Origin of the sequence: Kitasatospora sp. A2-31 (genome assembly GCF_022288725.1) — a bacterium.
GTDB lineage: Bacteria > Actinomycetota > Actinomycetes > Streptomycetales > Streptomycetaceae > Kitasatospora.
In genome coordinates, this window is sequence record NZ_JAKNTA010000042.1 from 1 (window position 1) to 12,917 (window position 12,917).

The window sequence follows — 12,917 nt, forward strand, 5'->3', positions numbered from 1 at the left end:
GGGGGGGGGTTGTGTCCGTGGCTGGCCCGCGCTGCGCGCGGGTGGGGCCGGCTGTGCCGGCCTGGATCGGGCTGCGCCCGATCGGTGCGGGGTGCGGGTGGTTGGGTGGGGTTGGATGGTGGGTAAACTCCGCGCTTCGCTGCGGAGTTGGGTGGGTGTCAGGGTGGGGGCTTTCGGTCCTTGGTGGGTGGGGGTGGGGCGCTTCGCGCCTGGGTGGGTGGGGAGGTGATGGGTGGTCATGGGGTGGGGTCACTCGTTGGGATGGTGGAGGGGGCGGGCTTCGCCCGTTCTCGTGCATCAAAGACAGCAGCCCGCTAGACTCTGGATTGCTAGACAGGCTCCGGGTGCCCCTGTAATCGGCAGGATCGCCCGGGTTCAGTGCTCTGAAAAGGGCCCGCAGAAATCGGCTCTAGAGAACGCGGAGGGAAACGTGGTGAACGGCGGGGATGGCCTGGTCAACGCACCCGTTGGTGACGGGGCCTCTGCGGGAGACGTCGCGGGGCTGACGGCTGAACAGGAGGCGGAGCTGGACGTGCTGGAGGGCAGGATAGTGGCCCTGATGCTGTTGATCCGCTCCCAGGGGCGGGGCTCACGGCACTGGGACGCGGCGTGGACTGACCTGCGCCAGGCCAGGCTCCAGTGGGGTCACGTCCTGGGGTTCGCTGAATAGCTGGGATCGTTAAAAGGCTCGGTTCTAGTTCGTCTCTGCGTCTCACAATTTCCGGGGAAGGGAAATCGCCGTCATGATGAAAAAGCTGCGTCCGCACCAGGAAGAGGCTTGCGATTCGGCAGTACGACTTCTGACGCTGCCAGCGTCGGGTCTGGTGCCGCCGGAGGGGCTGCGGTGCCAGATCCGCGCGGCGACGGGCTCGGGCAAGTCGCTCACGGCCGTGCACGTCGCCTCGCGGCTCCACGCCGAGCGGACGCTGGTGATCGTGCCCTCGCTGCCGCTCCTGGAGCAGACGGTGGAGGTCTGGCAGCGGGAGGGGCGCGGGGGGCAGATGGTCGGGCTCTGCTCGCTGACGGGCAACGAGCAGCCGGTGGGCCTACGATGCACCACCGACCCGGCCGAGCTGATGAAGTGGACGGCCGGGCCCGGCAAGGTGACGGTGTTCGCCACGTACGCCAGCCTGGGCCTCGGGCACCTGGAGAAGGCCCACCAGGAGGGCTTGGAGCCGTTCTCGCTCGCGATCGTGGACGAGGCGCACCGGGTGAGTGGCCTGGCGGGGCGGCCGTGGGCGGCGATCCTGGACAACACCCGGATTCCGTGTGAACGGCGGTTGTTCATGACGGCCACCCCGCGGCTGTGGGCCATGAAGGAGACCGATCGGCTGCGGGCGGCGGCCGGGACCGGAACGGCCGGCATCGAGACGGCCGAGCTCATCGCGTCCATGGACGACGAGACGCTGTTCGGGCCCGTCGCCCACGACTACCCCCTCGGCACCGCGATCTCCGACGGCGTGATCGCCCCCTACCGGATCGTGTGCGTGGACGTGTCCGACCCGGTCCTCCAGGGCCTGGAGCAGCGCGGTGCGCACGAGATGTCGGTGGAGTACCGGGGCGCCCGCCTCGCGGCCCTCCAGACCGCCCTGCTGACCGCCTGCGCGGAGTGGGACCTGAGCCGGGTGCTGTCCTTCCACCACATGGTCGCCGAGGCGAGGGCGCTCAGCACCGGCCTGGGCGACGTCGCCCGGCTGCTGTGGGAGCAGGACCCTGCTTTGCACCCGGATCCGGCGCTGGTCGGCACGACGTGGCTGGAGGCCGAGCACACGTCGGCCGAGCGGCGGGCCGTGCTGGGCACGTTCGCCTCCCTGATCCGGGAGGACGGGTGGCGGCTGCTGCGCTATGTCCTGGCCTCGGTAAAAGTGCTGTCGGAGGGCGTGGACACCTTCGACTGCGACGCGGTGTTCTTCGCGGACGTGCGCGGGTCGATGGTGGATCTGGTCCAGGCCGTCGGGCGGGCGCTGCGCATGAAGCCGGGTAGCGGCAAGGTGGCCACCATCGTGGTGCCCGTTCTCCTCGGGGCTGGCGAGAACGGCGACCAGTTGCTGACCTCCCGGGCCTACGACGGGCTGAGCAAGCTCCTCATGGCCCTACGAGCCCACGACGCGGCCGCCGTCGAACGCCTGGCCCTGCCCCAGTCCGAGACCCGGCCCCCCCGCGAGCCTCGGCACGCCGGGGAGGTGGAGGAGTTCCGCTCCGCCGGCGGCGAGGCGCAGCTGCTGCAGTTCTCCACTCAGCGGGATCCAGCGGTAATCGCCGCGTTCATCCGTACCCGGGTGCTGGAGCCGGAGCGGGCCGAGTTCCGGCGGGGCCTGGAAGAGCTGCGCGCCTACCGGAAGGCATTCGGGGATGTGAAGGTCCCGTACGCCTACGTCGCGCCGTCCGGGCACCGGCTCGGGGTGTGGGTGGCCGACCAGCGCCGCTACAAGGCCGCCGACGTCCTCGACCCGGAGCGCATCAAGGAGCTCGACGAGCTGGGCATGGTCTGGTCGGCGTTCGACACCGCCTTCACCGACAACCTCACCGCGGTGGCCGGGTACGCGGCCGAACACGGACACGCCTGCCCGCCTAACGAAGCCGTCTGGGGCGGTCGGCCCGTCGGGACCATCATGAAGAACCTGCGCACTGCCCAGCGGCGCACCGAGGCGCTCCAGCGCCGCGCTGAGGCCGGGGAGACCGGCCTGGACTGGACCGGGGCGCTGAGCGCCGACCGCAAAGCCGCGCTGGACGAGATCGACCCCGCGTGGTGCCCCACCTGGTCGGTGGAGTGGCAGCGGTGCTTCACCCTCGCCTGGCGGCACGTCAAGGACGGCGGGACCCTGGCCGGCGCCGCGCCGGGCAGCGTCGTCGTCCAGGGCGAAGACCTCGCCGGGTGGGGGCGCGCGCAGCAGGTCGGCTGGGACAAGCTCGCCCCGGCGCAGCAGTGGGTGCTGGAGCACGTCCTCGGAATCGTGCCGCTTCCCGCCGAGCAGAAGCCGGCAGGGAAGGTGACGCACGCGGAGAAAGAGGCCCGGAACCTCGCCGCCGCCGCCCAGTACCGGGCCCGCGAGGGCCACCTGAACGTCCCCCGCAAACACAAAGAAACCCTCGCACTCGACGACGGCACCGTGGTGGAGATCAGCCTCGGCCTGTTCATCGCCAACAGCCGCAACCGCCGCGCCACCATCCCCACCACCCGCGCCGAACGCCTCACCCAACTCGGAATGAGATGGCAGTAGGCCGAGGGCCGGGCGCGGACCCGCCGGCGTTGCCGAGCCTGTCACCCTTCCGGGCCCCAACTCACCCGCCTTCCTCCTCCTGTCGGTGGCGCCGCGAAGCGGGGTCACCGGGCCACCGCGCAAAGGCACTGCGCGCCACGCCGCTGGAGGCCGATCCGGTGCGAGTAGGATCTGTCCGATCTGGTCCGCATGACGCTCGGCCCGCGGTTCACTGGCGCACTTCCGGAGGTCGGCCGTCGCCCAGCCCCAGCCACGGCGCGATGGGGACCTGCACCGACGCCTTCGGGCCGCCGGCCGAACCGGCACGGCGGAAGACGTGGCAGGACAGGCCGATCCGGTCGGAGATCTCCATGCCCATCGTGGCGGCGGCTTTCGCCAGCTTGGCTTGCACGCGGTCAGGTCCTTCTCGGCGCCGGGCAGCATGGCTGGCACGCCAGGGTGACGCACGAGGGCCTCCTGGCTGTTCGTTGACTCGACATCACCGAACTACGCAAGAGGCCCTTCTTCCATGCGCTGGCCGCGAACCGATCACCCGAACGATGCGCACGGCGTTCGAGTGGCAGCCATGTCTCCCGGTTTGGGATTCGTTTCTTGACAGGGGTTGGCTCGAAGCGAGTCGACAGCGCCTCTCGTGAGGCGCTGCCTTCACTCCCAGGGGTCGCTGCCCGACTCCCATCCCGCCGCCTCGTCCTTGTCGTGCAGGAAGCGCGGGTCCGCCATGTCCTGGAGAGAGGCATCGCTGATCGGCCATGGCTGCCACTCGTTGCGCAGAAGCTTGAGCAGGAACTCGGCCATACCGCACGAGTATACCGACCACTCAAGGTTCCCACGCGAGTACACCGCGACTGGCCAGCGGTCCGGGTCCGGATCCGCCGTGATCCAGCAGAGGGTGTCGGCCGCGGCTGTCTCCCCCCAGATGAGCAGGTCCTCCAGCCGGTGGCGGCCCTGCTCGGAGGGACGCCACCTGTTCACCGCCTCGTCCGCGAGCGCTGCTTCGGAGATCCTCGACACTGTATTCCCGTGCAGTTCGTCCGGAGTGACCGCGGGCATGCGGATTCCTACCACCTGCTCGATCGAGCCGCCGCCGAAGGCGGCCGCGAAAGCCTGGTAGTCACCGGGGAAGGGTTTCCCGTACAGCTTCTCTGCGGCACCCCAGTCGACAGAGTCCCCGCAGGTCGGCCCGATACATGACAGCAGCTCCCTGATAGCCGACATAGCTGCAAGCGTGTTGGACTGACCGTCATTCACTCTACGGCTCCCATCGTGTCGGGGCATCGTTGCCCATATTGTGCCATTGTCCGTCCTTGAGACTGTACATCTCGTTAGGTACGTCAACCTTAAACAGGCGGGAGGTACCGGCACCCGGCATGTACAGGGTTGCCTCCATGTGGAAATCGGTCGGAACCACCCTGCTTCCGTCATACTTCGGGGTTACCTGATAGTGAACTACTGCGCCCGGATAATGCGCGGGATCGTCCAGAATACGCTTTACCTGCGCCTCATACTTTGCCATGTTCCCCTTTGGGTTCTCCGGCCCTCTTGTGTCCATACGCGTTGAGTTCGCCGTGCGGGCACAGGTAGCGAGGTTCTCGTAGATCGCCCCCTCCCCGCCAAGCGAGCTGGCCAGCAGGTGGCAATTGTTTCGCCATTTCCACGCCGGACCGTTGCCGAGCTTGTACGCATATCCTGCCGCCCAAGCATAGGCGGGCGGGGTCACCGCCTTATTGCCGGACGATACGACATCGCCCCCAGGGTTGTTGTCGATGAAATCCTTAGTAAGGCACGCCTCCGCGCCGGTGGCACGAGAGCCATTCGCCTGGTCAACCGGCGAGTACTTGCGCCACCCGCCACCGAAGCCATTTCGACAGTCACCGGAGTCGTCATCTGGCGCGGGCGCTGGCCTTCCGCGGGGCTCTGGCTTCGGTTCGGTGAGCAGGTCGTCAGCTACGTCGATTAGGGCCTCGGTACCGGCGACGACCCCAGAGCCGACGAGGGTGACAGCGCCGACCACCACCGGGGTGCCCTCCACCACCACGGTGGTGACGACAGCGGTGCCGACGGTCACGACGGTGTCCGTGAAGAAGTCAATCGCACTGGGGCCAGCGTGCGGGCGGTCGTTGTCGTTGATCGGGCGGGTATCGGCCGGCGGCTTGGGCCTGGGCAAGGTTGGACCGGAAGGCCTGCTCGGGCCGGAAGGCCTGCCTGGGCCGGGGCGACGATTGTGCGGGCCCGTGTTGCGGGGGGCTCCGTCACCTGAGCCGCCTCCGCGGGGGATTCTCCTCAGGTCACTTGTGGATGTGATTGTCCTGTTCAGTTCAGTTGTTACCGAGGGAGCTGGCCGATAGCCGGAGCCGCCGCAGTCAGTCGTCCACCAGTACTTGTCGCAGTCAATCCGCGGCCCGTCGGAGAACCCGCCTCGGAAATCCTCCGAACCATACGGGAGCTTTATAGGCAGGTCGGGGATGCACACAAGCGGGATGCGCCACGGCACCCAGTGTCGAATGGTCTCGCAGGGGTTGTGCCCCGACGGGTCCGTCGAGTCGATCGGGTCGCCGTTGCCGTACGTGAACCGGTTCCCCTGGATAGACGGGGTGGTGCCCAGCTGCCAGGAGTCGCGCGAGGCGAAGGTGCCGCTGCCGGGTCGGTACCAGCGGGCGGCCATGTTGACGTCACCCGAGGCGGGGTCGGTCCAACCGCTTTGATATCCGAGCGAGTTGGTGGCACCGGCGCTGGCCGTGGGCTTGCCGAAGGGGTCGTAAGCGGTGGAGCCGGCGACGCCCTTGGCGGCGGGGTCAATGGTGGCGACCACGTCGGAGTGCTGGTCGCTGATCACTAGGCGGGGGTTGGGCGTTGCTCCGGTAGCAGCCGTGCCCAGGAGCCTGCCGCCGGGGGTGCGGGTGTAGCTGGCGGTGCCGTCCGTGACCACGTTATTGGAGCCGCCGTCGTAGGTGAAGGCGGTGTTCCCGCTCCGAACGACGCGGTCGGTCGAGTCGTACGTGTACGTGGACGGCCCTTCCTTGACCATCCGGTCGAAGCCGTCGAACTGGACGTCCTTGGGCTGTGAGCCCTGGGCAGTGCTACCGGTGAGGGTGCCACGGGCCGAGTAGCTGTACGTTGTGGTGCCGTCGTTCAGCAGCTCGTTGCGCTCGTCGAAGCTGGAGGTGACGCCGCCGGCGGAGATCCGGTTGCCGGCCGCGTCCCAGGTGTACGCGGTGGCGATGGTGCCGTTGTTCCAGTTGGTGAGGCGTCCCGCGAGGTCGTAGCCGTACTGGTTGCTGGCGGCCCCCACGGTGCCGGTGGTGGTCTTGCTGGTGATCCGGCTGTTGACGTCATAGCTGTAGCCGATCGAGGCGACCGTTGCCCCGGCCGGGTTCTTGACGGTGTCGTCGCGCAGTCGGCCGAGGTTGTCGTAGCCGTAGCTGCGGCTGCCGCCACCGGTGCCGTAGCGCTCGGTGGTGAGGCGACCGGCCGTGTCGTAGTCGAATCCGACGGTGGCGCCGGTCAACGGGTCGGTCGCACTGGTGATCTGACCGGCGGCGTTGTAGCCGAAGGCGGTGGTGCCGGCCGCGTCGGTGCGGGCGGTCATCCGGCTGTCGCCGTTGTAGGTGTAGCTGCCGGCGCCGCCGGGACCCGCGGCGGTGAGCAGTTGGCCGCGATCGTTGTAGGTGTAGGTGTCCGGGGTGGTGCCGGGAGTGCCGACGGATATCAGGCGGCCGGCGGCGTCGTAGCCGAGGGTGCGGTCCGGGGTCGCCACCTCGGCGCCCGTGGCGCTCTCCTGGATCAGGTTGCCCGCGCCATCGTAGCTGCGGCGGCGAACCACGCCACCCGGCTCGGTCAGCGTGACGGCTCGTCCGGCCGCGTCGTAGCTGGTGGTGAACAGGCCTTCGGCGGCGCTCGGGTGGGCGGTGGTCGGCGGTTCGACCGTCGACTCGGGGAGCCCGAGGGAGTTGTAGGTGTAGTACACCGCAACGTTCTTCCCGTTGGTCCAGCGCGTCTTGCGCCCGCCAGCGTCATAGCCGACCGATGTGGTGATCGTCTGCCCGGCGGCGACCGGTTCGACCTGTTGGACCGCCAGGCCAGCCGCATTGTAGCTGAACTGCCGCGAGTGAGCGGCGATGTCGGCGCTGCTCGCCACCTTGTCGGTGGCGCTGACGACGTTCCCCTCCGGGTCGTACGTAGCGTACTGGGTGGCCACGGAGGCCCCTGCGGTGTCCAGATCGGTCGTACTCACTGTCCGCCCGAGCCGGTCGTAGCCGGTGACGGTCGCGGTCCCGTCGGCCCTGGTCACCCGGCTGGTCCGGCCGAGGCCGTCGTAGGCCAAGCGGACGGTGACGCCGGTCGCGTCGGTGGCGCTGAGCACCTGGCCGACAGCGTTGTAGTTCACCTTGCTGACGGCACCGCCCGGCAGGGTGGAGCTGAGCTGGTTGCCCGCGTCGTCCCAGGTGAAGGTGCTGGTGTAGGCCGCCACCGCGGGGTAGCGCTCCAGCTGGGTGCTGGTGATGCGCCTTCCGAGGTCGTCGTAGGTGGACTGGCTGACCGCGCCTGTCGGGCCGGTGCTGGAGAGCAGTTCGCCGTCAAGGTCGTAGGACTTGGTGACGGTCGGTGCGGTGGCACCTCCGCTCGCCGGGAGGGTGGTCTGCACCACGTTGCCGAACTGGTCGTACCGCATGGTGCTGGTCAGCTTGAGACCGGTCGGGTCGACGACGGTCCTGACGGGCCGGCCGAGTGCGTCGTACTCGACCGTGGAGGTCGGCGTGACCTTGGCGCCGGACTGCGGGTCGGTGTAGGCGGCGCCGGCCACGGCGATCTGGTGGCCGTCCAGGTCGTAGGTGTTGGTGACGGTGTTGCCCAGCGGGTCGACCTGGGAGGTGACCTGGCCGTAGGTGTCGTAGCCAGTCCGGCTGATCGGCCGGACCTGCTGCGGCTTGCTTCCGCGGCTGGTCGGGTCGTACGACTCCGCGCTGAACAGCGGGCCGGTGGTGACGGTGGGCCGACCGGCCTCGTCGTACCCGACGCTGCTGGTGTACGCGGAGGGGTCGGCGCCGACCGCGTTGCCGTTCGGACTGGTGGTGCTGGTGCGCAGCCCGCGGCTGTTGTAGCCATACGCCACCACCGAGTCCGCGGGCTGGTTGCGGGCGGTCTGCTTGAGCACGTTCCCGGTGACGTCGTAGGCGTAGTCGATCTGGGTCGAGCTCGCGTCCCCGCCGCCGGTACTGACCACACTGGTCGGACGGTCGGCCACGTCGTAGGTGTACGTGGTGGTGAGGTTGAGGCCTCCGGGGTCGACGCTCGTCCGGGTGACCCGGCCAGCCGCGTCGTAGGCGGTGGCGGTGGTGGTCCTGCCGCTACCCGTGACCCGCTGGGTGAGGTGGCCCGCGTCGTCGTAGGTGTTCTGCTGGAGCACCACGTTGCGCAGGGTGCCGTCGGTGTTGTGGTAGCCGTCGAGGTCGACCTCGGCGACCGTGTTGTCGTCGTTGTAGTAGGTGTGGGTGGTGCGCCCCATGGCGTCGGTGGCGGTGGCGGGGCGGCCGGCGGGATCGTAGCCGCGCGAGTCGACGACCTGCCAGCGCGGTGCGGTCGGGGTGGCGCTGCTGCCGGTGTAGTTGGTGACGGCGGTCTGCTGCAGCTGCCCCATGGGCGAGTGGCTGTAGCTGTAGGTGGTGCCGGCCGCGTCGGTCTGGGTGGCGACGTTGCCGTAGCGGTCGTAGGTGTACGAGGTCAGGTGGCCGCCGGGGTCCTTGACCTGCTTCACCCGGCTGGTGTCGGGTTCGTACGTCCAGGTGGTGGTGCGCGGCTGGTCGCCGCCGGTGGTGTCGGCGACGGTCTGGCTCACCTGGTTGCCGTCGACGTCGTAGGCGGTGGTGACCTGCCGTGTGTGCTTGGCGCCGGTGACGGCGTCGGTGGTGTAAGGGTCGGTGCGGGTGACCTGGTTGTCCTGGCCGTCCCAGGTGTAGTTGGTCTCCAGCATCCGGGGCGCGGAAGCGCTGCCGCCCGGGCAGTCGTCGCAGCCGTACGCCTGGCTGATGGTGCGGCCGAGGTTGTCGTAGCGGTAAGTGACCTTGGGGCGCAGCGGGGAGGTGACGGAGGCGACGTCGCCGTTGGTCCGGTAGGTGTAGGTGGTCTGTTGGTCGGCGGGGATCTTGTTCGGGTCGGGGTAGGCGGCCGCGTCGAGCAGGCCGGTCTGGGCCCGGACCAGTCCGGCCGGTACGGTTCCGCCGTCCTGGGCTTGGGTGGTGGCATCGGTGCGCAGGGTGTAGCTGATGCGGCCCCGGGGGAAGTCGGGCGTGGCCGGGGTGGTGGTGGAGGTCAGCTGGCCGTTGGCGTCGTAGGCGTAGCGGGTGGTGTAGGTGGTGTCGCCGGGGCCTGAGGACCGGGCGTCGCTGGAGGTCAGGATCTTGTCGTTGGCCGGGTTGAAGGGGTTGCCGGTGTCCAGGTAGTACGTGGCGTAGCTGGTCTGGCAGCTTCCGGCGCCGCGGCAGGTGGTGCGGGAGACGGTGTTGCCGCGGGCGTCGTGTCCGGTGGTGATGGTGTGGCCGTTCGGGTCGCTGACGGCGTAGAGGTACCCGGCGGTGTCGTAGCTGTAGCGGGTGGTGTTGCCGTAGCCGTCGCTGCGGGAGAGCAGGCGTGAGGAGCGGGTGTCGTACTGGTAGGTCAGGTTGTAGCCGGTCGGGTCGGTGACGACGGCGGTGGTGACGGGCGTGGCGGTGCCGCCGTCGCCCATGGACTTGTAATGGGTGGTGACGGTGTCCGGGTCGAGGCGGGTGCTGTAGTACGAGACTTCGGCGATGTTGCCGTTGAAGTGGTCGGCGCCGCCTCCGGGCCAGCCCCATCCGGTGGTGGTGCCGGCTCCGATGTAGACGTACGGCGTGCCGTTGAAGGTGATCTTGCGTCCGCTGGTGTCAGAGGCGCTGGCACGGCCGTCGATGTAGATGGTTTGGCCGCTGTCATCGGCAGCGAGGACCACCTGGTGCCACTTGCCGTCGTTGACGGTCCGGTCGGAGGTCATGACTGCACCCGAGCCCATCCAGAATTCACCGTGGATGCGGCCGTCCGAACCGACGTACAGCGCCGGGTTCCAGCTATTCCCCAGGGGGCCGCCCACCGGGAAGTCCTGGTAGCTGTACAGCGGTCCGCCGCTGGTGGTCTTGAACCACAGCTCGACGCTGGCTGGGCCGTGAACGGGTGCGGCGTCGGACGGGAGCTGGATCTGCGAGGTGGTGCCGTTGAAGACGGCCGACCTCTGGTTGGGGTCGTTGGAGGGGCCGTTGCCATTCAGTAGGACGTCGGTCAGGTTGCCGGTGTTGACGTCGGGGCGAGCGTCGCCGAGTTGGCTGGCGGCGTACCAGGAGCCGGACGGGTCGTTGAGGCGCCAGTAGCCGAGGGCGCTGTCCTGGATCACTTTGGTGCGGTAGGCGCTCGCGGCGTCCAAGCCTCCAATCACGGCGGTGGAGGTGGCGCGGTTGTAGTGGCCGGAGACCGTGTCCTTGGTGAGCCGGTATCGGTAGGTCGAGAAGTCAGCGATGGCGCCGTTGAAGTAGCCGACCTGGTCCGACGGCGGGTTGGGCCAGCCGCCGGTCCACCCGGCGCCGAGGTAGGCATAAGCCGAGCCGTTGTAGGTGATGGGCAGCGCCGTGGTGCTGGTCGCGGTGGGAGCACCGTCCAGGTAGAGGGTCTGGCCGGAGCCGTCGCCGGTCAGGGCGACGTGGTGCCATGCCCCGTCCGTGACGGTGTTGGCCGAGACCAGGGCGTTGTCGGCCGAGCCGGTCCACAGTGCACCGTGGAGCTTCTTGTCGGAGCCGATGTAGAGCGCCGGGTTCCAGTGATCAGTCGAGCCATTGATCGGCTTACCGTCGATCGGGAACGACTGGTGGCTGTACAGCACGCCGGGGGTGGTGGTCTTGAACCAGAGCTCGACGGTGGCCGCACCCCAGTGCTTGGGCGCGGTGTTGGGAGGCAGTTGGACGTACGCGTTGGCGCCGTTGAAGCCGGTGGCCGTGGAAGTGCCGGAGGCCCAGGGGCCGGATTGGCAGCAGGTGGTGTTGTGGTAGCTAGCTCGGTTCTGCGCCAGCGCCGCGGAGGAGATCAGCTCGGTGGCCTGGTTACCGGTGGTGTCGTCCATGCGCCAGTAGCCGGTCGGGTGGGCGTCGACGACGGCCGCGTCGTACTGGACGGCGCCACTGGTGGTGGCCAGCTGGTAGAGGCTCGCGACGGCCGTGCTGTCCATGCCGTGCGGGAAGGCGGCCACGTTCGAGATCTGGCCCTCGAAGTGGCCGGAGTCGTCGCCGGGGGCAGCGGGCCAGCCGAGGGAGACGGCGCCGGCGCCGACGAAGACGTGTTCGACGCCGTTGGGGGTGATGGTGCCGTCCAGCGGTCCGGCGCTCTGCGCACCGTCCACGTAGAGGCGTTGGGAGGTGGGGCTGTCGGCGGAGAGCAGGGCGAAGTGCCACTTGTCGTCGTTCACGGTGGCGGCACTGGCCATGGTGTGGGAGGCATCGCCGGTCCACAGCTGCGCGTGGAGCTTCCCGTCGGTGCCGACGTACAGGGCCGGGTTCCAGTGCAGGCCCCACTGGGTGTGGGGCGCGTTGACGGGGAAGGACTGGTAGCTCAGCAGGACGCCGGCGCTACTGGTCTTGAACCACATCCCGAGCGCTCCCGGGCCGGACTGGGGCGCGTAGGAGGCCGGCAGCTCGGCCCAGGAGGTGCTGCCGTTGAAGGAGGCGGATCCGGTGGAACCTGCCATGGGCCCCGCGGACCCGAGGGCGACATCGGAGTAGGTGCCGTTGTTGGGGGTCGGCCGCGGTGTGTAGATCTGGTTGGCGGCCTGCACGCCAGCGCCGTCGGACAGCCGCCAGTAGCCGCTCGGCCGGGAGCCCATGATCTGGCCCCGGTACTCCTGGGAGGAGCCGGACACGGTCGGGTTGTTGAGCTTCCAGGTGCCACCGTTCTCGTCGGTGACCTGGGATGCGCGGTCCTTGACGGTGTCGTAGGAGATGGCGAGTCGGGTCTTGCCGGAGGGGAGCTTCAGCCCAGACAGCTCGGTCGAGGGCTGGCTGCCAGCCAGCCACAGGGCCTGGACGGCCGGGGCACCGAGGGTTCGGTTGTAGAACGCGACGTCGCTGATGCTGCCGGAGAAGTAGCTCGCCCGGCCGGTGAAGTCACTGAACGGGCTGTCCTGCCACCAGGCACTGGTGAAGCCGCCGCCGACAGCACCAGCACGCTGCCCCGGCGCGAGGACCGGGCCGGCCAGCGTGCCCTGGGCCTGACCGTCGAGGTACAGCGTCTGGGAGGCCCCGGACGCCGACAGCATCGCGAAGTGCCACTGGCCGTCGTTGACCGCCTTGGACGACTGCATGGGGATGGACGAGCCAGCCCAGAACTTGCCGTGAAGTCTTCCGGAGGTCCCGACGTAGAGCGCGGGGGTGTAGTCCCCCGCCGTCGTACCGCTGCCGGGGAAGGTCTCCGTCTGGTAGCTGAACAGCACACCCGAGCCCGTGGTCTTGAACCAGAGCCCGACCGCCGCGTAGGACGAGGTGGACAGCTCGGTCTGCGGCAGCGTCACATAGCCCGTGTTTCCGTCGAAGCTCGCCGCCGTCGCGGAGCCCGCCGGCCCGGGAGTACCCAGGGTCACACCGTCGACGGAGTAGGTCGCATTGTCGTTGCCCTGGTTCTCGACCACCTCGCTGGCCGCGATGCGGC

Annotated in this window: 4 protein-coding genes; 1 reads left to right on the forward strand and 3 read right to left on the reverse strand. The window is 69.0% G+C overall.

What is annotated here, in order from left to right; translation table 11 throughout:
- Window positions 1–746 precede the first annotated feature (746 nt).
- Window positions 747–3,221, forward strand: coding sequence for a Helicase associated domain protein (locus MCM47_RS38295; RefSeq protein ID WP_308222634.1), 2,475 nt, complete (start codon window positions 747–749; stop codon window positions 3,219–3,221).
- Window positions 3,222–3,429: 208 nt separating this feature from the next.
- On the opposite strand, the gene MCM47_RS38300 is transcribed toward MCM47_RS38295, so the two are convergent.
- The 3 genes from MCM47_RS38300 to MCM47_RS38310 all read right to left on the reverse strand — a co-directional run bounded on the left by MCM47_RS38300 (window position 3,430) and on the right by MCM47_RS38310 (window position 12,897).
- Complete coding sequence (locus MCM47_RS38300; protein ID WP_238951583.1) at window positions 3,430–3,612, reverse strand: hypothetical protein; 183 nt, start codon at window positions 3,610–3,612, stop codon at window positions 3,430–3,432.
- A 254-nt stretch (window positions 3,613–3,866) separates the two neighbouring features.
- Entirely contained in the window at window positions 3,867–4,436 is a 570-nt protein-coding gene (locus MCM47_RS38305) for an SMI1/KNR4 family protein (RefSeq protein ID WP_238951584.1), read from the reverse strand.
- A gap of 34 nt (window positions 4,437–4,470) precedes the next feature.
- On the reverse strand, window positions 4,471–12,897 hold the full coding sequence (locus MCM47_RS38310) for a LamG-like jellyroll fold domain-containing protein (RefSeq protein WP_238951585.1): 8,427 nt from the start codon (window positions 12,895–12,897) through the stop codon (window positions 4,471–4,473).
- Window positions 12,898–12,917 lie beyond the last annotated feature (20 nt).